This window comes from Mesorhizobium sp. LMG 17147 (assembly GCF_024297145.1).
GTDB lineage: Bacteria > Pseudomonadota > Alphaproteobacteria > Rhizobiales > Rhizobiaceae > Mesorhizobium.
In genome coordinates, this window is the sequence record NZ_JANCTC010000006.1 from 304,648 (window position 1) to 328,422 (window position 23,775).

22 protein-coding genes and 1 tRNA gene are annotated in these 23,775 nt (G+C 60.5%); 9 read left to right on the forward strand and 14 right to left on the reverse strand.

The features are described 5' to 3' along the window. The 3 genes from NMG46_RS14590 (at position 1) to NMG46_RS14600 (ending at position 2,591) form a co-directional block, all read left to right on the forward strand. Positions 1-381, forward strand: coding sequence for a cytochrome c family protein (locus tag NMG46_RS14590; RefSeq protein WP_254818339.1), 381 nt, complete (start codon positions 1-3; stop codon positions 379-381). Between the two features lie 147 nt (positions 382-528). After that, positions 529-1,461, forward strand: a complete 933-nt coding sequence (locus NMG46_RS14595; protein ID WP_254818340.1) for a heme o synthase — start codon at positions 529-531, stop codon at positions 1,459-1,461. A gap of 317 nt (positions 1,462-1,778) precedes the next feature. Next, a complete protein-coding gene (locus NMG46_RS14600) occupies positions 1,779-2,591 on the forward strand; it encodes a DUF2189 domain-containing protein (RefSeq protein ID WP_254818341.1) in 813 nt (270 codons plus the stop codon). A 65-nt stretch (positions 2,592-2,656) separates the two neighbouring features. Here the strand turns inward: NMG46_RS14600 and NMG46_RS14605 are convergent, their stop codons facing one another. From NMG46_RS14605 to NMG46_RS14645, 9 genes are all read right to left on the reverse strand, one after another. Then, on the reverse strand, positions 2,657-3,130 hold the full coding sequence (locus NMG46_RS14605; RefSeq protein WP_254818342.1) for an aminoacyl-tRNA deacylase: 474 nt from the start codon (positions 3,128-3,130) through the stop codon (positions 2,657-2,659). Between the two features lie 144 nt (positions 3,131-3,274). Beyond that, the gene (locus NMG46_RS14610) at positions 3,275-3,679 is read right to left on the reverse strand and encodes a cytochrome C oxidase subunit IV family protein (protein ID WP_254818343.1); all 405 of its coding nucleotides are present in this window, start codon (positions 3,677-3,679) and stop codon (positions 3,275-3,277) included. Positions 3,680-3,689: 10 nt separating this feature from the next. Continuing rightward, positions 3,690-4,412: a heme-copper oxidase subunit III family protein gene (locus tag NMG46_RS14615; protein WP_254818344.1), complete on the reverse strand. Its 723-nt coding sequence runs from the start codon at positions 4,410-4,412 to the stop codon at positions 3,690-3,692. 13 nt (positions 4,413-4,425) lie between these two features. Next, a complete protein-coding gene (locus NMG46_RS14620) occupies positions 4,426-5,130 on the reverse strand; it encodes a cytochrome c oxidase subunit 3 (RefSeq protein ID WP_254818345.1) in 705 nt (234 codons plus the stop codon). Continuing rightward, positions 5,127-6,896: a cytochrome c oxidase subunit I gene (gene ctaD, locus NMG46_RS14625; RefSeq protein WP_254818346.1), complete on the reverse strand. Its 1,770-nt coding sequence runs from the start codon at positions 6,894-6,896 to the stop codon at positions 5,127-5,129. Before ctaD ends, NMG46_RS14620 begins: the two co-directional genes overlap by 4 nt. A 90-nt stretch (positions 6,897-6,986) precedes the next feature. After that, positions 6,987-7,802: a cytochrome c oxidase subunit II gene (coxB, locus tag NMG46_RS14630; RefSeq protein WP_254818347.1), complete on the reverse strand. Its 816-nt coding sequence runs from the start codon at positions 7,800-7,802 to the stop codon at positions 6,987-6,989. A gap of 340 nt (positions 7,803-8,142) precedes the next feature. Further along, the gene (locus NMG46_RS14635; protein WP_254818348.1) at positions 8,143-9,489 is read right to left on the reverse strand and encodes a sorbosone dehydrogenase family protein; all 1,347 of its coding nucleotides are present in this window, start codon (positions 9,487-9,489) and stop codon (positions 8,143-8,145) included. Further along, positions 9,489-9,938 carry a DUF2231 domain-containing protein gene (locus NMG46_RS14640; protein WP_254818349.1) on the reverse strand — a complete coding sequence of 150 codons (450 nt, stop codon included), beginning with the start codon at positions 9,936-9,938 and terminating at the stop codon, positions 9,489-9,491. The genes NMG46_RS14635 and NMG46_RS14640 overlap by 1 nt, the downstream gene beginning before the upstream one ends. Positions 9,939-10,066: 128 nt before the next feature. Next, a complete protein-coding gene (locus NMG46_RS14645; protein ID WP_254818350.1) occupies positions 10,067-10,423 on the reverse strand; it encodes an SPW repeat protein in 357 nt (118 codons plus the stop codon). A gap of 493 nt (positions 10,424-10,916) precedes the next feature. Between NMG46_RS14645 and NMG46_RS14650 the strand changes: the two genes are divergently transcribed. The 3 genes from NMG46_RS14650 to NMG46_RS14660 all read left to right on the forward strand — a co-directional run bounded on the left by NMG46_RS14650 (position 10,917) and on the right by NMG46_RS14660 (position 16,055). Then, the gene (locus NMG46_RS14650; protein ID WP_254818351.1) at positions 10,917-12,011 is read left to right on the forward strand and encodes a glycosyltransferase family 4 protein; all 1,095 of its coding nucleotides are present in this window, start codon (positions 10,917-10,919) and stop codon (positions 12,009-12,011) included. Positions 12,012-12,249: 238 nt separating this feature from the next. Next, positions 12,250-13,116 (forward strand): bifunctional 2-polyprenyl-6-hydroxyphenol methylase/3-demethylubiquinol 3-O-methyltransferase UbiG, encoded by an 867-nt coding sequence (locus NMG46_RS14655; protein WP_254818352.1) that lies wholly within the window; start codon positions 12,250-12,252, stop codon positions 13,114-13,116. Positions 13,117-13,475: 359 nt separating this feature from the next. Beyond that, complete coding sequence (locus tag NMG46_RS14660) at positions 13,476-16,055, forward strand: EAL domain-containing protein (protein ID WP_254818395.1); 2,580 nt, start codon at positions 13,476-13,478, stop codon at positions 16,053-16,055. An 88-nt stretch (positions 16,056-16,143) separates the two neighbouring features. On the opposite strand, the gene radC is transcribed toward NMG46_RS14660, so the two are convergent. After that, on the reverse strand, positions 16,144-16,890 hold the full coding sequence (radC, locus tag NMG46_RS14665; RefSeq protein WP_254818353.1) for a DNA repair protein RadC: 747 nt from the start codon (positions 16,888-16,890) through the stop codon (positions 16,144-16,146). Between the two features lie 51 nt (positions 16,891-16,941). Then, the gene (gene map, locus NMG46_RS14670) at positions 16,942-17,769 is read right to left on the reverse strand and encodes a type I methionyl aminopeptidase (protein ID WP_254818354.1); all 828 of its coding nucleotides are present in this window, start codon (positions 17,767-17,769) and stop codon (positions 16,942-16,944) included. Between the two features lie 302 nt (positions 17,770-18,071). Here map and NMG46_RS14675 point away from each other — a divergent pair, with 302 nt between their 5' ends. Continuing rightward, on the forward strand, positions 18,072-18,371 hold the full coding sequence (locus NMG46_RS14675; protein ID WP_254818355.1) for a DUF982 domain-containing protein: 300 nt from the start codon (positions 18,072-18,074) through the stop codon (positions 18,369-18,371). Positions 18,372-18,494: 123 nt separating this feature from the next. Here the strand turns inward: NMG46_RS14675 and NMG46_RS14680 are convergent. The 3 genes from NMG46_RS14680 to phaC all read right to left on the reverse strand — a co-directional run bounded on the left by NMG46_RS14680 (position 18,495) and on the right by phaC (position 22,018). Beyond that, a tRNA-Glu gene (locus NMG46_RS14680) sits at positions 18,495-18,569 on the reverse strand. A 173-nt stretch (positions 18,570-18,742) separates the two neighbouring features. Then, a complete protein-coding gene (locus NMG46_RS14685) occupies positions 18,743-19,855 on the reverse strand; it encodes a YcbK family protein (RefSeq protein WP_254818396.1) in 1,113 nt (370 codons plus the stop codon). 327 nt (positions 19,856-20,182) lie between these two features. Next, positions 20,183-22,018, reverse strand: coding sequence for a class I poly(R)-hydroxyalkanoic acid synthase (phaC, locus tag NMG46_RS14690; RefSeq protein ID WP_254818356.1), 1,836 nt, complete (start codon positions 22,016-22,018; stop codon positions 20,183-20,185). 97 nt (positions 22,019-22,115) lie between these two features. On the opposite strand from phaC, the gene NMG46_RS14695 reads away from it, so the two are divergent. Continuing rightward, positions 22,116-22,502 (forward strand): hypothetical protein, encoded by a 387-nt coding sequence (locus tag NMG46_RS14695; RefSeq protein WP_254818357.1) that lies wholly within the window; start codon positions 22,116-22,118, stop codon positions 22,500-22,502. Positions 22,503-22,542: 40 nt separating this feature from the next. Then, positions 22,543-23,760: an LL-diaminopimelate aminotransferase gene (locus tag NMG46_RS14700; RefSeq protein ID WP_254818358.1), complete on the forward strand. Its 1,218-nt coding sequence runs from the start codon at positions 22,543-22,545 to the stop codon at positions 23,758-23,760. The last annotated feature ends 15 nt before the right edge of the window (positions 23,761-23,775 follow it).

A 23,775-nucleotide genomic window follows, 5' to 3' on the forward strand; every position in this document is an offset into this window, starting at 1 on the left:
ATGCGTGCCATTGTGTTTTTTATCGTCATGTCCGTCGCGACCGTCCTTACCGGCCCCTCGCGGGCACAGGATGCGGCGGCGGGTGAGAAGGTCTTCGCCAAATGCAAGGTCTGCCACGTCGCAGACAAGGACCAGAACAAGGTCGGTCCGTCGTTGAACGGCGTCATCGGCCGAACGGCCGGCACGCATCCGGGGTTCAGCTATTCCAAGGCCATGACCGAGGCCGGCAAGTCGGGCGTTAAATGGGACGAAGCCACGCTGACGACCTATCTTCGCGATCCCAAGGCGATGGTCAAAGGAACGAAGATGGCGTTCGCCGGCCTCAAGAAAGACGAGGACATCGCCAATGTCATCGCCTACCTGAAGCAATTCTCCAAGTAGCGCGGCTCTTCCGCCGGATCTTGGTATCGCAAACAGATCGAGGCATAGCCTCGGCCGCAATCTGCCGGCAGTGTCGGTGGGGAGGGCGGCTCGTTGCAAAAAAGATATTGGCCGGCTAGGCTGCCGTTCCCATCGGTGGTCGTCTGAATGTCGACTGAAGAAAGCCGTCCCAAGGATACCGGCATCCGCCTCTCGGAGGCGACGGCGGGTGATTTTATTGCGCTCTTGAAACCACGGGTCATGGCGCTTGCAGTGTTTACTGCCTTCGTCGGCCTGATGATGGCGCCCGGCGTGATGAATCCAGTTATCGCCGTAATCGCCATCGGCGCAATCGCGGTTGGAGCGGGAGCCGCCGGCGCGCTCAATATGTGGTACGACGCAGACATAGACGCCTTGATGTCTCGCACGTTCAAGCGACCAATTCCGTCCGGTCGCGTCACGCCTGGCGAAGCTCTCGGCTTCGGTCTGGTGCTTTCCGCACTGTCGGTCATGACGCTCGGCGTGCTGGTGGGGTGGCTTGCCGCATCGTTGTTGGCGTTCACCATCTTTTTCTATGTCGTTATCTACACAATGTGGCTGAAGCGCTCGACGCCACAGAATATCGTCATAGGCGGCGCGGCAGGCGCCCTTCCTCCGGTAATCGGGTGGGCGGCCGCAACAGGCGCAATCGGCATTGAAAGTCTCATTCTGTTTCTGATTATTTTCCTCTGGACGCCGCCTCATTTCTGGGCGCTGGCCCTTTTCAAGGTCGGCGACTATGCCGCGGCTGGCATCCCGATGATGCCGAATGTGGCCGGCCAGCACTCGACCAGAAAACAAATCTTCGCCTATTCGCTGCTTTTGGCGCCAATCGGCGTGCTCCCTTGGGGATTCGGCTTCGCGAGCGGATATTACGGCACTGCTTCAGCCGCGTTGGGTGCAGGTTTCATTTGGCAGGCCTGGAAGGTTCTCGTCGCCGACAAGGAGATGAAGCCGGCAAAGGCGCTGTTTGCGTATTCGATTGTCTATCTTTTCGCAATATTTGCGGCGTTGCTTGCCGACACCATTGTAATGCGAGTGATCGCTTCAGCCGGCTATTGAGCCCGGCTCAAAACATCACGTTGGCAGAGCACAAAATCCCAGCAACAGCAGAATAACGACGCCAAGGCCGAGTATGAGAACTGTCCTTCCGTCCATGACCTTCACCTTCGACTAGAAGAGCATATCGAAGAACCACGTCCGTAGCTAGTCGGGCTACCCGGGACCTCCTACTCCCGGGGCCTTCCTACAAAGCGCGACAAGTCCCCCGCATGAGAGTATATTGATCATGGTGCAGGTCGCGGTTTGCGTGGGCCAAGCATGCAGAACGGCAGCACCGTAAAACGCGACCTTACCGGACCTGGTCTGGAGGAATGGTCATGGCAAGCTTTCACGTGATAGCAGGCGCCAGCGAGACGCTGGAACACACCAGAATTCGAAAAATCGGTGTCTCCGATCTTTTTGATGCGCTCAGGCGTGGCGTCGATGATTTCATGGTCAAGCCGTCGCACATCGTATTTCTCTGCCTGATCTATCCGATTGCCGGAGTCGTGCTTGCTGTCTGGACATCAGGCAACAACACACTGCCGTTGCTGTTTCCGCTTGTGTCCGGCTTTGCGCTGATTGGTCCGTTCGCGGCGATCGGCCTGTATGAGATCAGCCGGCGGCGGGAAGCCGGGCTCGACGCCTCGTGGAGACACGCCTTTGAGGTCAGGAGTTCTCCAGCGCTGCCGGCTATTGCAGCGGTCGGCGTCATGCTGCTTGCGATCTTCATCGCCTGGCTTTTGACGGCCCAGATATTTTACCAGACCCTGTTCGGCCCGGCGCCGCCGCAATCGCTGTCCAGCTTCATCAGTGAAATATTCGCCACGGGACGCGGCTGGACGCTCATCATCCTGGGTCACGCCATCGGCTTCGTGTTCGCCGCGGTTGTGTTGTGCACCACGGTCGTCGCATTCCCGTTGTTGCTCGACCGCGATGTCGGCGCCTACGAAGCCATCCACACCTCGGTGCGCGTTGTGCTGGCCAACCCGATCGTGATGGCGGTGTGGGGCCTTATTGTCGCCGTCGCCCTGATCATCGGATCGCTGCCAGTGTTCGCCGGGTTGGCAGTCGTGCTGCCGATCCTTGGCCATGCCACCTGGCATGTTTACCGGAAAGTTGTGGAATCGCCGCCGGCGACCAGACCATGAGCTGAAAAAATGCACTCTGCCCGCACCGGCGAAAGTGCCGGTGCGGGCAGGGTGAGGCAGAGCTTTCAATAGGCGGGGTGGCTGAAACGGGCTTGGCGCGCGTCCTTTGTCAGGTCGCGGAAATCTTTGCCGCTCACATGCACAAGCGTCTTGTGGTCGCCGCCCTCGAAATAGATTTCGGGAGCGTCGCCGAGGCTTTCATCGAGAACCACTGGCACATCATAGGCAGCGCCGATCGGCGGCACAGCGCCGACGTCGCAATCGCCGAACAACGAGACCACCTCGTCTTCGGAGGCAAGTCCAAGAGGCTTCTCCATGACATCCTGCAATGTCGCGAGTTCTATCCTGTGCGTGCTTGGAACCACGGCGAGCGCGTAGCCACGGTCGTGGTGAACGACCACCGATTTGGCCATTATGCTGCCGGGCACATGTGCCGCAATGGCGGATTGTCTGCTTGTCGCGGTGCGGTGATGCTCGACGGTATCGTAGGAAATTCCTTTCCTATCGATGAAGTCCTTCAATCTGTTTGCGATGGTCATCTTGGGCGCCCCTTGCTGGTGTTCGCGACGCATGTGGAAACGCCGGCATCGCCTGTCGTTTCCTATACCAACAGAAATGGACCAGCCTTGGATTGTTTCAAGGCTAAGCCTCCAGGACCGGACCGCCTGGAGCCGGATTGCATGTCAGGGCCCGGCCCCGAAAAACGCCATTCGGGTAAGAAGCGTGTAGTCCGCTTCGAAGACCATCATCGTCACGAACACCAGCACCAGCACCGGCGGCAGGATGATCGCATATGTCAGCGCCAGCCGTTCCCAGGCCATGTGCATGAAGATGGCGACGATCAGTCCGGCCTTGAGCATCATGAAGATTAGGATCAGCGACCATCTGAGATAGCCATGGAGACCGAAATAGTCGACCAGATAGGAGCAGGTGCTGAGGATGAACAGCCACGCCCACACCACCAGATAGAGCTTGATCGGGTGCTCCTGATGAACCTCCGCCGGGGTAACGCCGGTCGTCGTCGCATCATGCCTATGGGCGCTGTCCAATGCGTGTTGTCCCAGGCCTTTTGCGGTTGCTTCACCCATGTCCTGCCTCTCACCAAAGATAGAAAAATGCGAAAATGAACACCCAGACCAGGTCAACGAAATGCCAGTAGAGCCCCATGATTTCGACGTTCTCGTAGCGCCCCCTCCGGCTGGTGAAGAAGCCGGGCCGTCCGACGTCGAAATCCCCGCGCCAGACCTTTCGCGCCACGATGATCAGGAAGATCACCCCGATCGTCACATGCGTGCCGTGGAAGCCGGTAATCATGAAAAAGGATGCGCCGAACTGTGCAGCGCCCCAGGGATTACCCCAAGGCCGCACGCCCTCGGTGATCAGCTTGGTCCATTCGAAGGCCTGCATGCCGACGAAGGTCGCGCCGAGTGCTGCGGTCAAGAGCATCAGGACTGCCGTCTTGCGGCGGTCGCGGCGGTAGCCGAAATTGACCGCCATGGCCATCGTTCCACTGCTCGAGATCAGCACGAAGGTCATGATGGCGATAAGGATCAGTGGAATGTCGGAGCCGCCGATGCGCAGGGCGAAAACCTCGCTCGGATTGGGCCACGGCACGCGTGTTGAGATACGCGCGGTCATGTAAGAGAGCAGGAAGCAGCCGAAGATGAACGTGTCGCTGAGCAGGAAGATCCACATCATGGCCTTGCCCCAGGACACGTTTTTGAACGCCCGCTGATCCGAGGACCAGTCGGCGGCGATGCCTTGCCAGCCTGCGGGCCGCGGCTCTGTTCGGCCGATGTGGGCCAGTGTCGTCTCTGCCATCCGCCCGTTCCTCCTAGGTCAGCAACCCACGGCAAATGTCGATTAAAGTCGAAGCCCAGCCGGCCAGAAGCGCAAAGATGGCGAGCCAGACGAAAAGCAGGAAATGCCAGTACATGGTGCACAGCTCGACACTGAGGCGAAGCCGCTGCGGCTGCGCTCCGTTCCAGGCGCCGACGCTCGTTCTGCCCAGCCCGACCAGTCCTCCCAGTATATGCAGGCCATGCATTCCCGTTAGCAGGTAGAAGAAGCTGTTGGCCGGATTGGATGCCAGAAAATAGCCGTCCGCACTCAGTTCCCGCCATGCCACAAGCTGTCCAATCAGGAAGACGAGCGCCGTGAGTCCAGCTGTGGCGAGGCCGAGCCTGACCATGTCCACTTGACCCTTGCGCGCCGCGAGCGAAGCGCACTGTATCGCAATGCTGCTCAAGACCAGTACGCCGGTGTTAAGCCATAGCAGGGGCGGGATGGGCAGCGGCCGCCAATCCGACAGCGCCATGCGCATGAAGTAAGCACTGGTGAACAGCGCGAACAGGCAGCCGACGACGGCAAGGAAGACGCCGAGACCGATCTTTGCGGTGGGCAGCGCCGATCGGTCCAGAGCGACAAAATCCCCGGCCATACCTTGCTCGAGCCACGGCTTCGTCATTAGCCGCTGATGGGAAAGCCACCACCCAGCAATACCGGCGATCACGAGCAGGAAGACCAGGATTACGCTCATGCCGGCTCCCTGGAGGGCGCGAAGGAGCCCGGAACGTTTTGTGGTATGAAGTCCTCTTTGGCTCCCGGTACGCTGTAGTCATAGGCCCAGCGATAGACGATCGGCAGATCCTTGCCGAAATTGCCGTGGGCGGGCGGTGTTTGCGGCGTCTGCCACTCGAGCGTCGTTGCCCGCCACGGATTGCCGCCAGCCTCGCGGCCATGGCGGATGCTCCAGATGAGATTGAACAGAAACACAATCTGGGCAAAACCGACCATAAAAGCCATGATGCTGATAAACGAGTTCAGGTGGTGGGCCGATTCCGTCATGATCGTCATGTCGGTCAATTCGTTGTAGCGCCGCGGCACGCCCATCAAGCCGAGATAGTGCATGGGAAAGAAAATCAGATAGGCGCCGAGGAAGGTGATCCAGAAGTGGAACCGGCCCAGTGTCTCGTTCAGCATCCGGCCGGTGACCTTTGGGTACCAGTGGTAGATCGCCCCGAAAATCACGAGGATCGGCGCGACCCCCATGACCATATGGAAATGGGCGACGACGAACATCGTGTCCGACAGCGGAACGTCGACGACGACATTGCCGAGAAACAAGCCGGTCAGCCCGCCATTGACGAAGGTAACAATGAAGGCGAGGGCGAAAAGCATTGGAATGGTGAGGTGGATATCGCCGCGCCACAGCGTCAGCACCCAATTGTAGACCTTGATGGCGGTCGGAACGGCGATGATCAGTGTCGTGGTGGCGAAGAAGAAGCCGAAATAGGGATGCATGCCGCTGACATACATATGGTGCGCCCAGACTACGAAGCTCAACGCGCCGATGCCGACGATGGCCCAGACCATCATGCGGTAGCCGAAGATGTTCTTGCGCGCATGGGTGCTGATCAGGTCGGACACGATGCCGAAGGCCGGAAGCGCAACGATGTAGACCTCCGGGTGGCCGAAGAACCAGAACAGATGCTGGAACAGGATCGGGCTGCCGCCGCCGTGCTGCAACTGTTCGCCCATCTCAACGATCGCCGGCATGAAGAAGCTGGTGCCGAGCGCCCGGTCGAGAAGCATCATCACGCAGGCGACGAACAGCGCCGGGAAGGCGAGTAGCGCCATGACGGTGGCGGTGAAAATACCCCAGACAGTGAGCGGAAGGCGCATCAGCGTCATGCCGCGAGTGCGGCCCTGCAGCACCGTCACGACATAGTTCAGGCCGCCCATAGTAAAGCCGATGATGAACAGGATCAGCGAGACGAGCATCAGGATGATGCCCCAGTCCTGGCCGCCGGGCGTACCGGTCATGATCGCCTGCGGCGGATAGAGCGTCCAGCCGGCACCCGTCGGTCCGCCGGGCGCGAAAAAGCTCGACACCAGAACCAGCACGGCCAGCAGATAGATCCAGTAGCTCAGCATGTTGACATAGGGAAAGACCATGTCGCGAGCGCCAACCATCAGCGGGATCAGATAGTTGCCGAAGCCGCCCAGGAAGAGTGCGGTGAGCAGGTAGATCACCATGATCATGCCGTGCATGGTGATGAACTGGTAGTAGGCTTCCGGGGTGATGAAATCGAATGTGCCGGGGAAACCGAGTTGCAGCCGCATCAGCCAGGATAGCACCAGCGCGACCATGCCGATCGCCGTCGCCGTCGCCGAATACTGGATGGCGATGACCTTGGCGTCCTGCGAGAAAACGTATTTCGTCCACCAGCTGTGCGGATGGTAGAGTTCCATTTCCGCGACTTCGGCCGGCGGTACCGCATCTGCAGGTGTGATATCGACCATAGGAACACCTCCGTGCCCTTTCGGCCAGCCCGACAGTTCGGGCTTGCCGCACTATTTTCAATCCCGACGGCGCACCGTCGTTCCGGTTTCCTACTCTGCCGAGCCCATCTGTTGGGGCGCGGACAGCTGCGCAAAAGTCTGCTGCTGGCCAAGCCACGCCAGATAGTCTTCCTGCGTATCGACCATGACCACGCCATGCATCATCGGATGTCCCTGGCCGCAGAGTTCGGCACACAGGACCTGGAAGGTTCCGGTCTTGGTCGGAGTGAACCAGAAATAGGTGACCGAGCCCGGGATCATGTCCATCTTGGCGCGGAATTCCGGCACGTAGAAATCGTGCAGCACATCGATCGAGCGGAGCAGCATCTTGACCGGTTTGCCAACCGGGAGGTGCAGGTCGGCCGCTTCCACTACGACATCGTCCTGGCCGTTGGCATCGGTGGCGATGACGCCGAGTGGATTTTCAGCGTTGACGTCGCGAGTGTCGGATGTGCCGAGCTTGCCGTCCTTGCCGGGCAGGCGGAAACTCCATTGCCACTGCTGGCCGACGACTTCGACCTCGGTTGCGTCGCTTGGAACGTTAACGAACCGGCTCCAGACGAACAGGCCAGGAACGAGCAAAGCCGTGACGCCAACCGCGGTGACGACCGTCAGCCAGGATTCGAGCCGCCTGTTCTCAGGTTCATATGCCGCCTGATTGCCTTCCCGATGACGGAAGCGGAAGACGCAATAGGCCATGAAAAGAACCACGGCGGCGAAGACGACGCCGGTGATCCAGAAAGTTATGATGATGGTGTTGTCGATATAGTCCCAGTTCGAGGCAATCGGCGTCCACCACCATGGGCTCAGGAAGTGGAACAACACCGAGCCCACGACTATCAGAACGAGTACAAGCGCAACGGCCATGTCCCGGTTCCTCCCGGTATTCCAAGCGGCGCAAGCCGTCCCGGGAAATACCAAGTGCATCATAACTTGATTTGCGATGAAAATTCTAGAGCCGGCTGTGGGAAGGGCAAAAATACCATTTTGCGGCGCTGGCGGTCCTTCGGTTCGGCGGTGACAGCGGCACGTTCTCATCCATTTCCAGCTCACCCGCCCGATGCGACCACGCGGCAAACCTCGTCAGCGTGGAGTAGCCGGCAATGGCGAGCACACCGAATGCGCCTGGCAGAACCACCGGAACGGCGATCGTCGGGGATCCCTTCCACCTGCTCGACCGACAGCTCGACGAAGGGAGTGGGCCACTTTATTGGCCGGCAGATGTCATCCGCCAAACTGTGTTGCCGACATCGTCGGCTATGAGCAGGGCCCCGGTTTTGTCGACAGCCAGGCCGACAGGCCGGCCGCGCGCCTTGTTGTCCTTGTCCAGGAAGTCGGTCACCACGTCGGTAGCGACGCCGCTAGGATGGCCGCCGCTGAATGGTACGAACACCACCTTGTAGCCATTGAAGCGCGTGCGGTTCCAGCTGCCGTGTTCGCCGACGAAAGCGCCGCCGCGATATGTCTCGGGGAGGCTGTTTGTCGTATAGAAGGCCAGTCCCAGAGGGGCGACGTGGGAACTCAGCGCATAGTCCGGAACGATCGCTTTCGCGACCAGGTCCGGACGCTGGGGCATGACGCGGGGATCGAGATGCTGGCCATAATAGCTGTACGGCCATCCGTAGAAGCCGCCATCCTTTACCGAGGTCAGATAATCCGGCACGAGATTGGGGCCGAGCTCGTCGCGCTCATTGATCACGGCCCAGAGCGCCCCGGTCTGCGGCTCCCAGCTCAGGCCGTTTGGATTGCGCAAACCGCTCGCGAAAATGCGCGACCGGCCGGTGGCCCTGTCCACCTGCCAGATGGCGGCGCGGTTCTTCTCGGCCTCGATGCCGTTTTCGGCGACGTTGCTGTTCGAGCCGATGCCGACATAGAGCAGCGAGCCGTCGGGGCTTGCCACCAGGCTCTTCGTCCAATGGTGGTCGATCGGGCCGCCGGGCAGGGCGGTGAGCGGCGTTCCGGGCGCGGTGATCTTTGTGTCACCAGTGTTGTAGGGATAGCGGACGATGGAATCGGTATTGGCGACGTAGAGATCGCTTCCCACCAGCGCCACGCCGAAGGGCGAGTTGAGGTGGTCGAGGAAGACGCTGGTCAGCTCCGGCTTGCCATCGCCGTCGGCGTCGCGCAGCAGCGTAATGCGGTTGCTCGGGCCGCTGTCGCCGCCCGAGGTGACCCAGGACTCGATCCAGCCCATCACCAAATCCTTGGGCCGTTTGATCGGTTCGCCGCCAGGCGCCTTGGACTCGACCACCAGGACATCGCCGTTGGGCAGCACATAAAGCGACCGCGGATGCTGCAAGCCGTTGGCAAAGGCCTGGATCTGCAGCCCCTGCGCGACGGCCGGCTTTTCGCCGTTCTTCCACCCGACCACGGAAGCGAGATGCATGGGCGGGAAGAAATAGTGGATCGGCTCGGGCAGGTTTGGATTCGGCCCTATCTGACTGCCGGGATCCGGGTCGTTGCCACTGCACGCTGCAAGAGTGATCGCCGCAGTGCAAGTAAAGATGGACGTCGCGATGCGCCCGGCTTGTCGGATGGAGCTTGCTATGCGCATCAATCCGCCACTCCGACGTGATGCCGGTACACCATGGACCAGCCCAGCCAACCGGTGAAAATGAGGATGAGCACAACAACCGCCGAGAGGATCAAGCCGGTGGGAACGATGGAGGTCCATGCATCGCGGGTGTGCACGAGCATGTTGATGATGGACAACGCCAGCGCCAGCAGATTGCCGAGCACGTGCGGCCAAGCGGGGGGCTGTGCCCTTACCAGCGGATTGGCCAGGAAATCGATCAGCCCCGCGATCGCTGCAAGGCAGCCCATGATCACGCCGACGGTAACCAGCCAAGCGGAGAAGTCAGCCCACATCATCTCCGCTGTTCGCCAGTAGGCCAGATCCGTCAGCAGGGTGCCGACGAAGCAGGCGATCGGAAACGGCACCAGCATCGGATGAATAGGATGTCCTGCAATCCTGGCCGTCGAACGCGGATTGTCACCGACCATGATGCGCCATCCTTCTTGGTTCTCGTCCAGACAACCGCCTACCCGGCCTCCGGCAGCTGTTGCCGAGAGGCCGGCAGACGACCGATCGATCTGTCAGGCCCAAAAAGGGCGCTGGCTGGCTGCGCCTGCTAGGCGGCCGACTGGGTCGGCGGGTTCTGATACATCATCCAGAGCTCGATCGCCGCCAGCACGGCGACCAGAATGCCGATCACGACATGCACGGTCATCGCCGTGGTCGCTTGGAATCCAAGCACCCAGGGCGATACGAGAACCCACAGTCCGACAACCAGGTTCACCCATTCTTCCCACACGGCAAATGCTGCGAGGGCGGCAACCGAAAGCACGACGATCAAGATTCCGCTGCCGAGGGCGTTCTGCGTCTGCGGGCCTGCCGCAAACGTGAAGATCCAGGGAGAGAAGAACAGAATTGCCCCAAGGATCAGGTTGGCTACGTCACAAAGCCTGGCATTTGTCCACTGGTTCATGGCATCCTCCATAAGGAGCGTTTATGGCTCCCGAGTTCGGCAAGGTGGTGCCTGAGTTCGGCGAGAGGCGCCCGAAGCCGCTCACTCCGTGTCACGGTAGTGCCCTGCCCGGCTGGAATTCCGCATCTGGCGGTACTCCAGCCAAATCCGGCTATCTAACTGAATTCCGGGCTTTATGTTCCATTCGGCACCGGCACGCCTGGATCACTTGGTGGTGATCGAGCGATCCAAAACTGCCTGTCAGGGGCGGCGGGGCGGGGGCGCGTAGCTCATTCTATCTTTTTATCGAGCCGGTGAAACATTTCTCATGGATCGCAGTTCTTGGATCCAGAGGAGTTGAATAAGGGCAACCTGATTGCACGGGAGGAGCACGGACGGCACAACTATAAATATACTCTGCATAGAATACTTCGCAACGAGAAGCTCCCGCTTGTCTTGGTTGCCGCCGAAGCTTGTTTGAAAGGCGGCGGTTGCCGCCGAAAGATTTTTCTAAATGAAAATAGCCCAGATCGCGCCGCTAACCGAATCCGTGCCGCCCCGAACCTACGGTGGAACCGAGCGAATTGTTTCGTATCTGACCGAAGAACTTGTCCGACAGGGCCACGAGGTGACGCTGTTCGCCAGCGCCGATTCTCGTACCTCAGCCGAGCTGGTACCGTGTTGCGACGTCGCGCTGCGCCTGAACCCCAGGGTCCAGGACGGTGGTCCGCACCACGTTATGATGCTTGAACGGGTGCGCCGGCGAGCCGATGAGTTCGATGTTTTGCATTTCCACGTCGATGTTCTGCACTTCCCCATCATTCGGGATTTTGCCAGACGAACGGTTACCACGCTTCACGGCAGGCTCGACCTGCCCGATCTGGCGCAGCTTTATGCTATGTTCGACGACGTTCCCCTGGTCTCGATCTCCTTCGACCAGCGCCGGCCCGTGCCGCCCGTCAATTGGATTGGAATGGTGCATCATGGCCTGCCACGCGATCTTCTGCCATTCCACCCGAACACCTCTGGCTATCTTGCGTTTCTCGGTCGCATCTCGCCGGAAAAGGGGCCGGAAGCGGCCATAGAAATAGCAGCGCGGGCCGGGTTTCCCCTGAAGATCGCCGCAAAGATTGACAAGGTGGACCAGTCGTTCTGGAAGGAAAGGGTCGAGCCGCAAGTGCTGCGGCATTCGAACGTGGAGTTCATTGGCGAAATCGATGAGCGGCAAAAGGCGGATTTTCTGGGCAATGCGAAAGCGCTTTTGTTCCCGATCGACTGGCCGGAACCCTTCGGGCTCGTGACGATCGAAGCAATGGCCTGCGGTACGCCGGTGATTGCGTTCCGCCGTGGCGCCGTCCCGGAGATCATCGATGACGGTGTGTCCGGATGGATCGTGGATACGGTGGAGGAAGCTGTGGGCGCGCTCCGGCGCATAGACAGCCTCGATCGCGCACGAGTGCGGCAGACGTTCGAGAAGCGGTTCACGGTCGAGCGCATGTGCAGCGATTATGTGGCACTCTACCGAGCACTCACGAGCGGCATGGCAGACGCAGTTGACCCCACAAACGAGCTCTCCAGAAACATCGCGATGGTGGCCGTGGGGGGCTGAGGAACCGACTAAACCACATGCAGACCACGACGGTGACGTCAGGGGGGCACCTGCGGGGTCTTGTCGCCGGGCACGGCGACTGCGCCAGAAGCTTTGATCAGCAGCAAGCTTTCCCGGGGCTATGGCTTTCGCGAGCGGTGGCACACTGCCGCCGCCCAGTCCGGATTGACGCGCGATACTTTCGCTGCAAAGGTACTTAACGACTTGTTTACCATACGTCAGTCAGGGGTGGGGGAATTTGGAACGGTTTTTGGGTGCGAACCGCCTTAATTGGGATGATCGGGCCGAACTGCACTCGACCGACACAACGGGCAGCTACCACATCGAGAATGTGCTGGCCGGCGGATCCAATCTCTACGAGCTGGAAACGCGCGAGGTCGGCGATATTGCCGGCAAGGATATCGTCCACCTGCAGTGTCACATCGGGCTCGACACGATCAGCCTGAAGAATCTCGGCGCAGGCAGTGTGACGGGGCTCGACTTTTCACCGGCGGCTATCGCGGCGGCGCGGGATTTTGCTGCGAAGGCAGGCACCGACGTGCGCTTCGTGGAAGCGCCACTGTTCGAAGCGGTGGAAGCGCTCGGTCGGACCTTTGACATCGCTTACGTTACATGGGGCTCGGTAAACTGGCTGGACGACGTTTTCCGTTGGGCGCGGGTGGTTGCCGACCTCCTGAGACCCGGCGGCCGTCTCTACATGGCCGAGGGCCATCCATTGATGTTTCAGTGCGATCGAAAGGCCGCGGCCCTGGAATTGAAGCACGACTGGCGAACGCCGATAGCTCGACCGCTCGCCTGGAACGAGGAACTGACCTACACCGGCGATGACCGCATCCTGAAGCATCCTCGCTATTATGAATGGATCCACCCGATCAGTGACGTGGTGAATGCGTTGATTTCAGCTGGGCTGACGCTCGATTTTCTCAATGAGCATGACACTGTTTCGTGGCAGCACTTTTCATTTGCCGTGCGGGCCGGCAAGGATATGTACGGCTTGCCAGAGAACTCTCCCAAGATACCGATGGCCTATTCCATTGGCGCGACGAAGCGTAGCATCGGCAAGATACCATACCTTGTGTCTCCCAAGGCGATCGAGGGGCACTAGTCCAGGTCGACGCTCCTGAGTACTCGGGTCGGAGCGTCGAAGTTTGCAATCGCTCGCGCTCCTCGATCTCCCGAAGGATCGCCGGCGCCAGCGCATCTCAACTCAATCAGTGGGACGATGTCAGTGGAAATCGGCAGCCGGCTCCAGCCGCTCGGGCCTGCAACATCAGCAACGGGTCGGAAAGCGCAAAAGCTCTAAGGAGCGTGAAGGTCAAATTAAACATTGAAAGCTAATGTTCCTCATCGGGTCGACCCGGGAACCTGAAATGGCACTTGAGGAATCGCCTATTGGCTTTTTTCCGCGCTAAGTTCGGCGGCATCAAGGAGGTCGTCTTTTCGTCGGCAAATATTCCGGCGGCGATCGCGCTTGTCGTCATACTTATTAGCGCCGCGTTCGCGGAGCACCAGAACAAAGTCGTCTCGGACCAGGCCGTCCGTGCGGACGTGTTGACCAAGGTCAATCTCATCCGCGCCAAGCTCGAAGGCAATATCAACGGAAACCTTCAACTCGTGCGTGGATTGGTCGCCGCCGTCGTGACCGAGCCTTATATGGGACAGCAACGCTTCGCCTCGCTGGCGAGCAATCTGTTTGGCGCCGACTCGCAATTGAACAATATTGCCGGCGCGCCCGATCTGGTCGTTTCCCTGATGTATCCGATGGAGGGTAATGAGCAGGCGATGGGCCTGGACTACCGCAAGAATGAGCGGCAGCGTGCGGCTGCGCTAAGGGCGCGAGATGAACGCAAGCTGGTGCTTGCCGGTCCCGTCGAGCTGAAGCAGGGGGGACAAGGCTTCATCGGCCGCTTTCCGGTTTTCGTGCCGAGCGCGGGCAACACGGAAAGGTTCTGGGGCATTATTTCCGCCGTTGTCGACGTGCAGCGCCTTTACAAAGCGAGCGGCATGCTTGACGACGATCTCGGGATTGACGTAGCGCTGATCGGCAGGGACGCCCTCGGTCACCGAGGTGGTCAATTCTACGGCAATGAGGAGATCAGCAAAAGCGATCCGGTGACGGCTGACGTTTTGCTTCCTTCCGGCTCGTGGCAGCTCGCTGCCATTCCCAAGAACGGCTGGCCTTCGACGCCAAGTAACGCATGGTTGTTGCGCGCGATCATGGCGACGGCCGGGGCCTTGGTTGTGTTCCCCTTCCTGGTCACTGGTCGTCTGATAGGCGAAAGACAGCGCAATTATGCGGAATTGCGCCGATTGTCACGACGCCTTGAACTCGCTCTGGAAGCTTCGGCTATCGGGGTTTGGGAACACGATCTCGCGACCAACGAGCTTACATGGGATGATCGCGTCAATGAAATATATGGCAAACCAGCGGGGGAGCACCGGGGCTACACAGACTGGGCGGGAGCGATCCATCCAGATGATCTGGCTGGCGCCAACGCAGATTTTGATACGGCGGTGGCCAGCGGACGACCATATTTGTCGGAGTACCGGATTGTGCGCCCGAATGGCGAGGTCCGTCATGTCCGGTCCAAGGCGATCCTTTACCGGGCCACAAACGACACCCCAAAAATGATCGGCGCGGAATGGGACGTGACTGCCGACGTCCTGCTGAACAAGGATCTGGTTCGCGCAAAACAGCTGTCGGAGTCGAAAAATGCAGAACTCGAGTCGGCCAAGGCGCGCATAGAGCACATTGCGCTTCATGACTCGCTGACCGGCTTGCCTAACCGGCGTTACCTCGACCAGGTACTGGAAGACTACGCGGCAAACGCCAGGCGCTCAGGCGGGCGTGCGGCACTGCTTCACATCGATCTGGATCGGTTCAAGCACATCAACGATACGCTGGGCCACGCCGCCGGTGATGCGATGCTGGTTCACGCGTCGACAGTCCTCAGATCGAAGGTCGGCGACGAAGGATTCGTCGCCCGCATCGGAGGAGACGAATTCATCGTTCTGTGCGTGGTACGCGACGATACCAAGCAACTGGCGCTGCTTGCCGATCGGGTCATCAGCCAGATGCGCGAGCCCGTCTATTATCAGGGCCATCGGTGCCGTTTTGGCGTCAGCGTGGGTATAGCTGTCGACAACGGAAAAGATGTCGAAGCCAAACACCTGCTGGTGAACGCAGATATCGCGCTTTACCGAGCAAAGAGCCGTGGGCGCAATCGATACGAATTTTTCACTGACGCGATGCAAAGCGAAATCGTCGATACAAAACGGATTGCCGACGAAATTCTCGGCGGCCTCGAGCGCAACGAGTTCATCCCGTTCTACCAGCCTCAATTTGACGCAAAGACGCTCGAAATCGTTGGGGTTGAGGCGCTGGCGAGGTGGCAACATCCAGTAAAGGGTATTTTGGCGCCCGACATCTTCCTGAGGATTGCGGAAGAACTGAACGTCGTCTCGATCATCGACCAAGCCATATTGAAGCAATCGCTTTCGGATTTCGAAGGGTGGTCCGCTGCAAAACTTAACATTCCACGGGTGTCTGTCAATGTCTCGGCGAGGCGCCTTCAAGACGAGGAGCTTATCAAGAGCCTGCGAGAACAAGATATCAAGAAAGGAACAGTTTCGTTCGAGCTTGTTGAGTCGATTTTCCTGGACGAGAACGACGATCTCGTCACGTGGAACATCGAGCAAATAAAAGAACTGGGGATTGACATCGAAATAGACGATTTTGGTACCGGTTACGCTTCGATGGTCAGTTTGCTGAAGTTGCAGCCGCGCCGGCTGAAGATAGATCGGCAGCTGGTCACCCCAATCGTCAAATCGCCGCAGAGAAGGCAGGTTGTCTCGTCGATCATCGAAATCGGCAAATCGCTGGGTATCGAGGTCGTGGCGGAAGGCGTCGAGACGATGCAGCACGCACGGCTACTCAAGGGCCTGGGCTGCGACATATTGCAGGGTTATGCCTTCGGCCACCCGTTCGACTCCGAGGGACTTAAGACATTTGTCCGATCGCGGCGCCTGCGCACGGCCAGCTGAGCCTCGGCGCCAGAATTTATCGAGCCGACCGCCTTGACGTTGCGGTACATAGGCGCACAGCGGACAAAGCTGAAAACAACGCCAAACCTCAGATCAGCAGCAGGCCCTTCATGCTGGAGTGGCCTTTCCTGCCGATGATGATGTGGTCGTGAACGGCAATGCCAAGCGGTTTGGCCGTCTCTATGATCAGCTTGGTCATCTCGATGTCGGCGCGCGACGGCGTCGGGTCTCCCGACGGATGGTTATGTGCCAGAATGATCGCCGTGGCAGAGAGCTCCAAGGCGCGCCTGACCACCTCGCGCGGATAGACCGGTGTGTGGTCGACGGTGCCGACCTGCTGCACTTCGTCGGCGATCAGCGCGTTTTTCTTGTCGAGGAACAGGATGCGGAACTGCTCGCGCTCCTCGAAGGCCATCACCGACCGGCAGTATTCGAGAACCTGCGTCCAGGTCGACAACAGCTCGCGGCCGGCGATCTCGCCGCGCGCCATGCGTTGCGCCGTTGCCGCAACCACCTTGAGGTCGAGCGCCACCATCGGGCCGATGCCCTTCACTTCCTGCAGGCGCTCGACGGGCGCGCCGAGGACCTCGGCCAATGTACCGAAGCGTGCCAGCAAGGCCTTGGCGACCGGCTTGGTGTCGGCGCGCGGGATCAGCCGGAACAATAGAAGCTCGAGCAGTTCGTAGTCGGGGAGGGTGTTAGGACTGGCGGCGAAGCGCTCGCGCAAGCGGTCGCGATGGCCGAGATAATGCGGCTTGTCGGCGGCCACCGCCTTCGCAGGCGATCGCACCGGCCTTTCGGGAAAGAAGGCCCGCTCGTCGTCGTCACCGTTCATGGCTGCCCACCCAGCATTTGCCGGGCAAGGTAACGCCCGATCTGCCAGACACTAGGCCCGCAGGCCGGGGCGGTCGAGGTTTTTTGGCGACAGCGTGAAGATCTCGCAGCCGGTTTCGGTGACGCCGATCGTGTGTTCGTACTGCGCCGAAAGCGAACGGTCACGCGTCACCGCGGTCCAGCCGTCCGACAGCACTTTCACATGCGGCCGGCCGAGATTGATCATCGGCTCGACGGTGAAGATCATGCCCGGTCGCATCTCGACGCCTTCGCTGGCGCTGCCGTAATGCAGGATGTTCGGCGCGTCGTGAAACAGCCGGCCGACGCCGTGGCCGCAGAAATCGCGCACCACCGAGCAACGCTCGGCTTCGGCGTAGGTCTGGATGGCGGCGCCGATGGCGCCGGTGCGGGCGCCCGGCTTGATTGCCGCGATGCCGCGCATCAGGCACTCATACGTGACTTCGAGCAGCCGCTCCGCGGCACGCTTGATCGTGCCCACCGGATACATGCGCGAGGAGTCGCCGTGCCAGCCGTCGAGTATATAGGTGACGTCGATATTGACGATATCGCCATCCTTCAACGGCTTGCTGTCGGGTATGCCGTGACAGACGACGTGGTTGATCGAGGTGCAGGATGATTTCGTGTAGCCGCGGTAGTTGAGTGTCGCCGGAAGCGCGCCATGGTCCATGCCGAACTCGAAGACGAAGCGATCGATCGCTTCGGTGGTGACGCCGGGCGCCACCATCGATACCAGTTCGTCGAGGCAGCGCGCGGTGAGATCGCAAGCCTTGCGCATGCCGATAAAGCCTTCCTCGTCGTAAAGACGGATCTGGCCGGTGTTTCTGAGCGGTGCCGTGGCGGCGTCGAGATAGGTGACCATTTTTGTCCGTCTTGCAGGGATGCGAGGGCTGGATGAGCCCCCGCCAGAGAAATCTCCCCAGATTTGGCACTGGAAGGCCCAAGGTTCAAGAACGAACTGCCGGCGACGACCGAAGACCGGCGATATTCAGGTCTTTGGGGCACTCTCCTTGCCTGTAGCTGCCCAGGCTCCCGACCGGTTCATTTGGCTACCGCAGTGACGACACATTTCTAGGCGAGAAGTCGGCCCAAGCATGAAGCCGCCACGGCAACTTTTTATGCCGAACGATGTTGCTGCGGGGGTGTCGGTTCGGGAGAGGTCGAATGGACAGACTGCAATTTGCGGTGCCGGTGCGTATCGCGCCTGTGCCCAGCCAGCCGGTCGAGGAAATCTACAGTGTCGAGCAGGCGCTCGATTTCCTGCAAACGTGGCCGGTTCGCCGGAAGGGGCCAACCTACCAGGCCGCGTTCAATGCCTGTTTTGGCGCCACGGTGGACATCGTCGAGACCGAAGACGCATGGCGGGCCTTCATGGCCTTTTGCCGGGTGAGCGGCCTGCTTGCCAGGGACATGATGGTTCCTCCGCGCAAGCGCGGCGGCGAGGCGAGGGGACTGCGGGCGTAGGGAGCCCTCGGCACAATCCGCAGTTTGTCTTCGCCCCTTGCTGACACCCCCATCAGAGTGGGTGGGGTCCGGCCAAGTCTGCCAGCATCACGCTGGTGTAGACATATGCCGAGTTGAAATTGCTGGTACGCCCAAGGGGAATCGAACCCCTGTTACCGCCGTGAAAGGGCGGTGTCCTGACCGCTAGACGATGGGCGCGCTCAGATGTGAGCGCTTATAGTTGCGTCGCGGCAAACCGGCAACCCGTCTGCCGCCGGCTGCGACAACTTTTTTCCTTTGGCTCCAAACCGCGTCTTTCCGACAGCCAAGCTGGTTTTGCAGCATGCTGCAACGTCGCCGAAGGGACTTCGCTGTGGCCGAAGAACCTCTCCCTAACCGCGCCTGCGGCAACGCCAGTTCCAGTCGCGCTCGGGGCCGACATCGACATGGACGGATTCGGTGTGGCAGTAGGTGCCGACGCCGCCGCGGCCCGGCATGGTGCGGATGTAGCTCGCCAGTTCCCACTTCGAGACGCCGGGAACCTGAATGTCGGCGGCGGCGCAGTACATGTGCAGCGAATTCTTGGCGCCGTTGGCGCGGCGGTTGCGGGCCGGATCGCGATAGCCGGAGGTGACCGTCATCTTGCGGCCGTAATGGCCTTCGATCGTCTTCAGCACGCGAACCAGCGACGGCTTCAAGCAGGCGACATCGACGCTTTCGTTCTGTTTCAGGAGGCCGTTGGGCGCCAGCCGCGCGAGGCCGGCGGCAGAGGCGACCTGGTAGGCGCCACCCGAACCTTCGTCTTCGTTGAGATCGACGTCGCTCTCATCGTCGAGGCCGGATTTGCGCTTGATCTCGAACAGCGCCGTCTGGCGCACGCCCGGCAGCGCATCGGCCGTGAAATGGCTGGTATCGCCGGTCGACACCAGCTGCACCGGCTTTTCTGCCGGATTGGCCGAGGCCAGGGTAACGGTAGGTTTTGCCGCGGGCGTCGCCTTGGCCTGCACGACCGTTGGCTGTCCGCCCGATCTGCTGTTGGCCGGCGATGCTGCCGAAGCGGGGGTGGCGCTGAACAGCGAGGCCAGGAAGTTTTTCTTCGGTGCGTAGGCCTGTGGCTGCGGCATCTCGCCGGCGGTTACATAGACCGGGTTGTTCATCGCCGGCGCGGCGGCCTTGGCGTCGGGCTTCGATGCATCAGCACTGTTCTGTGCCACGGCCTGTTCGGCCCTCTGGGCGTTTGGTTGCAGCGGCTGCGGCGTGTGTCCCGCGATCGTCTCGGCTGCCGTTGGAACGGCGATCGGGAAGCCGGCATCGAGCTTGGCCCCTGGCTTGGCTATTGGCACATAGGCGACCTGCTCGGGAAGGTTGGCGTCACCGTCGGCATTCATCGTCATTTGTGCGGTTGTCATCTGCGACGATGATGCGGCCGTGCTGGCCTGGGGCGCACCGGCGGCCGTGCTGATTTCGGTAGCCGAGGTATTGTAGCCTGGCATGCCGACCGACATAGTCGGGTCGCCGGCCGAGGTGCAGGACGCCAGAAGCACCGAGAAAAGCGCCGCCACAATGGCGCGGCTTTCTCCCTTCGCGAGGCGCGATCCTGCTGATCTCAAAACAAAATTCCCCCTCGATATCCGACCGGTTCGTCATTGGCGCGGCGCCGAAACGTCTCGTCGAAATGACCCTTGTTCCCCGAACCGGAAACGAGACCTGTGTCAAATCTGCAAGCCTCAAAGTAATTTGGCGGCTAGAGGATGAATCAAGGCTGCTCAGGGTTGACGGCACCATTTCGCCCGCTTTTGGCGGCGCGTCAACTCACCACACATTACAGATGGTTACACGCGCACCTTGACATAGGTGCCGGGGGCTTCGCCTAGAACTTGCATATGCTCGCCCGGTTTGCGGGCCGGTACGCGGGTATTGTCCTTGGCTTCGATCCAGCGTTGCCAGTGCGGCCACCAGGAACCGGGGTGGGCTGTGGCCCCGGCGAGCCATTGGTCGAAGTCGCCGGCCGGCTTGCCGCCGGTCCAGTATTGATATTTTTGCGCCGCCGGCGGATTGACGACCCCGGCGATGTGACCGGAGCCGGCCATGACGTAGTCGACCTCGCCGCCGAAATATTTCGAGCCGAGGAATACCGATAGCGCCGGCGCGATGTGGTCCTCCTTAGAGGCGAGGTTGTAGACCGGAATGGTAACGTCCTTCAGCGAAACCGTGCGCCCCGCCAGTTCCATCATGCCTTGCGAGAGCCTGTTCTCGAGATAGCAATTGCGCAAATAGAAGGAATGGTTGGCAGCGCCCATGCGGGTCGAATCGGCATTCCAGTAGAGCAGGTCGAAGGGCAGGGGATCCTTGCCGCGCATGTAGTTGTTGACGACATAGGGCCAGATCAGGTCGCCCGAGCGCAGCATGTTGAAGGCGGTCGCCATCTTGGTGCCGTCGAGATAGCCTTTCTCGTTCATCGCCTTTTCGACGGCCGCGACCTGCTCCTCGTCGACGAACACTTTTAGATCGCCGGCATAGGTGAAATCGACCTGGGTGGTGAAGAAGGTGGCGGATTTGATGCGGTGGTCGCCTTCCTGCGCCATCAGCGCCAGGGCCGCCGCCAGAAGCGTGCCGCCGACGCAATAGCCGATGGCGTTGACTTGCCTTTCGCCGGTCGCCTTCTCGATCGTGTCGAGGCCGTATTGCAGGCCCTCCCTGATATAGGCCTCCCAACTCTTGGCGCCGTGCCGCTCGTCCGGGTTGATCCAGGAGATTACGAACACGGTGTGGCCTTGCTCGACGGCCCAGCGAATGAAGGATTTTTGCGGGTTGAGGTCGAGGATGTAGTACTTGTTGATCCATGGCGGGCAGATCAGCAGCGGCCGTTTGAGCACGGTGTCGGTAGTCGGCTCGTATTGCAGGATTTCGGCGACGTCGCTGCGGCCGACCACCTTACCCGGCGTGGCGGCGAGATTCTTGCCGATCTCGAAGGGCGAATAATCTGCCTGCCGCAGCTTCAGGTCACCCTTGCCCGCGGCGATGTCCTCCGCAAGCATCTTCATGCCGCGCACCAGGTTTTCGCCGTTCGAGGCGACAGTCTCGCGAAACAATTCCGGATTGGTCAGGATGAAATTCGACGGCGAGATGGCATTGGACACCTGCTTGACATAAAAGCCGGCCTTGTGGCGGGTATGCTCGTCCAGGCCGTCGGCGTGCTCGACCAGTTCGGCCGCCCAGCGCGAGGTGACCAGATACGCCTGTTTGAGGAAATCGAAGAAGGCGTTGCGGCCCCATTCCGGGTCTTGGAAACGCTTGTCGCCGCGCTCGGGCTTGACCGCATCCTCGGCGTCCTCGGCGCCCGCGCCGACGCGCTGGACGGCATTGGCCCAGACGGTCATGTAGCCGGAAAACAGCCGCGTTTGCGCCTCCAGCGCGCGCTGCGGGTCGGAGAGCCAGTACTCGGTGAGCTTAGAGAACGTCTTCACCATGTCGACGACCGGTTCGGCGACGTGATCGCGTACCTCGCCCTTTTCCCGCGGCTCGGCCCATGCCGAGGCGGCTTTGCCGGCCTGCTCGATCATGCGGGCCATGTTCAGAGCGAAGCGTTCCGGGTCCTTCACCAGATATTGCTCGACGGTCGAAGGTTGGTCATCTTCCGCTTTGCCCGAATCGGGTGTTTTGGCCATGGTTCGCGGGGTTCCTCCCGAAGCGTTTTGTTGACATATTACCATGGGATATCGAACAGGGTCCAATGTGCTCTAACCCGGCCGCCAGGAAAACAATATGACGATTAATATTGGCAAGAACGTTTTTTCCGGCACTGGTCGTTTTTGCCGCATGGCGCTCGTCATGTTGACGATGGCCGGTTGCACGAGCAGCAACATGGAAGGTGCGGCGCCCGCCACCGGCCTTGTCGGCGCGAAGGACACCGGTTCCTATCCGAACCTGAACATCCGGCCGCAGGTGGCGGCCGAGCAATTCACCGACGAGGAAAAGAACGCCAAGCTCGCCCAACTGAAGGCCGAGAAGCAGAGCCAGGCCGCCAAGGGCGGCGGCGTCAAGGTTGCGGACCAGGCAGCGCTGGACCAGCTGGCAAAAAAACACGGCGCCGAGGCGCTGAAGCAGATCGAAGGCAAATGCGACCCCGCTCTCGACCCTAGTTGCAAATAAGCTTATACGCGCGACCGCAACCTCACTGTCTGGAACTGCCATGGAAGAATTTCACAAGGTCCGCCGGCTTCCGCCCTATGTCTTCGAACAGGTCAACCGGCTGAAGGCCAGCGCCCGTTCGCGCGGCGCCGACATCATCGATCTTGGCATGGGCAATCCGGACCTGCCGACGCCCAAGGCCATCGTCGACAAATTATGCGAGGTGGTGCGCGATCCGCGCACGCACCGATATTCGTCGTCGCGCGGCATTCCGGGTCTGCGCCGTGCACAGGCCAACTACTATGCCCGCCGCTTCGGCGTGAAGCTCGACCCGGACAGCCAGGTGGTGGCGACGCTCGGCTCGAAGGAGGGCTTCGCCAATATGGCGCAGGCGATCACCGCCCCCGGCGACGTGATCCTGTGCCCCAATCCGACCTATCCGATCCACGCCTTCGGCTTCATTATGTCGGGCGGCGTCATCCGCTCGCTGCAGGTCGAGCCGGACGACGGCTTTATCCCGGCCCTGGAGCGCGGCATCCGCCATTCGATCCCGAAGCCGCTGGCACTAATCCTCAATTATCCGTCCAACCCGACGGCACTGGTCGCTTCGCTCGATTTCTACAAGGAGGTGGTGGCCTTCGCCAGGAAGAACGACATCATCATCCTGTCGGACCTTGCCTATTCGGAAATCTATTTCGACGGCAATCCGCCGCCTTCGGTGCTGCAGGTGCCGGGCGCCATAGACGTCGCCGTCGAGTTCACCTCGATGTCGAAGACCTTTTCGATGCCGGGCTGGCGCATGGGTTTTGCGGTCGGCAATGAACGGCTGATCTCGGCGCTGACGCGGGTGAAATCCTATCTCGACTACGGCGCCTTCACGCCGATCCAGGTGGCGGCGGCGCATGCGCTTAACGGCGACGGCGCCGACATCGCCGAAGTGCGCGACGTCTACCGCAAACGCCGCGATGTCATGGTCGACTCCTTCAGCCGTGCCGGCTGGACCATTCCCGCACCGGCGGCATCGATGTTCGCCTGGGCGCCGATCCCGGAGCCGTTCAAGCACCTTGGCTCGCTTGAGTTCTCCAAGCTCCTGATCGAGCACGCCGACGTCGCGGTGGCGCCGGGCGTCGGCTTCGGCGAGCATGGCGACGATCACGTGCGCATCGCGCTGGTCGAAAACGAGCATCGGATCCGGCAAGCGGCGCGCAACATTAAGCGCTTCCTCGCATCCAGCGCCAAGCAGCCGAATAATGTCGTACCGCTCGCCGCGCATCGCTGATCTTATACACATCGA

What these genes read in the sequence shown, in the direction of transcription:
- NMG46_RS14590 (WP_254818339.1), top strand. Translation starts at nt 1, where the DNA reads ATGCGTGCCATTGTGTTTTTTATCGTCATGTCCGTCGCGACCGTCCTT.
- NMG46_RS14595 (WP_254818340.1), top strand. Translation starts at nt 529, where the DNA reads ATGTCGACTGAAGAAAGCCGTCCCAAGGATACCGGCATCCGCCTCTCG.
- NMG46_RS14600 (WP_254818341.1), top strand. Translation starts at nt 1,779, where the DNA reads ATGGCAAGCTTTCACGTGATAGCAGGCGCCAGCGAGACGCTGGAACAC.
- NMG46_RS14605 (WP_254818342.1), bottom strand. Translation starts at nt 3,130, where the DNA reads ATGACCATCGCAAACAGATTGAAGGACTTCATCGATAGGAAAGGAATT.
- NMG46_RS14610 (WP_254818343.1), bottom strand. Translation starts at nt 3,679, where the DNA reads ATGGGTGAAGCAACCGCAAAAGGCCTGGGACAACACGCATTGGACAGC.
- NMG46_RS14615 (WP_254818344.1), bottom strand. Translation starts at nt 4,412, where the DNA reads ATGGCAGAGACGACACTGGCCCACATCGGCCGAACAGAGCCGCGGCCC.
- NMG46_RS14620 (WP_254818345.1), bottom strand. Translation starts at nt 5,130, where the DNA reads ATGAGCGTAATCCTGGTCTTCCTGCTCGTGATCGCCGGTATTGCTGGG.
- ctaD (WP_254818346.1), bottom strand. Translation starts at nt 6,896, where the DNA reads ATGGTCGATATCACACCTGCAGATGCGGTACCGCCGGCCGAAGTCGCG.
- coxB (WP_254818347.1), bottom strand. Translation starts at nt 7,802, where the DNA reads ATGGCCGTTGCGCTTGTACTCGTTCTGATAGTCGTGGGCTCGGTGTTG.
- NMG46_RS14635 (WP_254818348.1), bottom strand. Translation starts at nt 9,489, where the DNA reads ATGCGCATAGCAAGCTCCATCCGACAAGCCGGGCGCATCGCGACGTCC.
- NMG46_RS14640 (WP_254818349.1), bottom strand. Translation starts at nt 9,938, where the DNA reads ATGGTCGGTGACAATCCGCGTTCGACGGCCAGGATTGCAGGACATCCT.
- NMG46_RS14645 (WP_254818350.1), bottom strand. Translation starts at nt 10,423, where the DNA reads ATGAACCAGTGGACAAATGCCAGGCTTTGTGACGTAGCCAACCTGATC.
- NMG46_RS14650 (WP_254818351.1), top strand. Translation starts at nt 10,917, where the DNA reads ATGAAAATAGCCCAGATCGCGCCGCTAACCGAATCCGTGCCGCCCCGA.
- radC (WP_254818353.1), bottom strand. Translation starts at nt 16,890, where the DNA reads ATGAACGGTGACGACGACGAGCGGGCCTTCTTTCCCGAAAGGCCGGTG.
- map (WP_254818354.1), bottom strand. Translation starts at nt 17,769, where the DNA reads ATGGTCACCTATCTCGACGCCGCCACGGCACCGCTCAGAAACACCGGC.
- NMG46_RS14675 (WP_254818355.1), top strand. Translation starts at nt 18,072, where the DNA reads ATGGACAGACTGCAATTTGCGGTGCCGGTGCGTATCGCGCCTGTGCCC.
- NMG46_RS14685 (WP_254818396.1), bottom strand. Translation starts at nt 19,855, where the DNA reads ATGTCGGTCGGCATGCCAGGCTACAATACCTCGGCTACCGAAATCAGC.
- phaC (WP_254818356.1), bottom strand. Translation starts at nt 22,018, where the DNA reads ATGGCCAAAACACCCGATTCGGGCAAAGCGGAAGATGACCAACCTTCG.
- NMG46_RS14695 (WP_254818357.1), top strand. Translation starts at nt 22,116, where the DNA reads ATGACGATTAATATTGGCAAGAACGTTTTTTCCGGCACTGGTCGTTTT.
- NMG46_RS14700 (WP_254818358.1), top strand. Translation starts at nt 22,543, where the DNA reads ATGGAAGAATTTCACAAGGTCCGCCGGCTTCCGCCCTATGTCTTCGAA.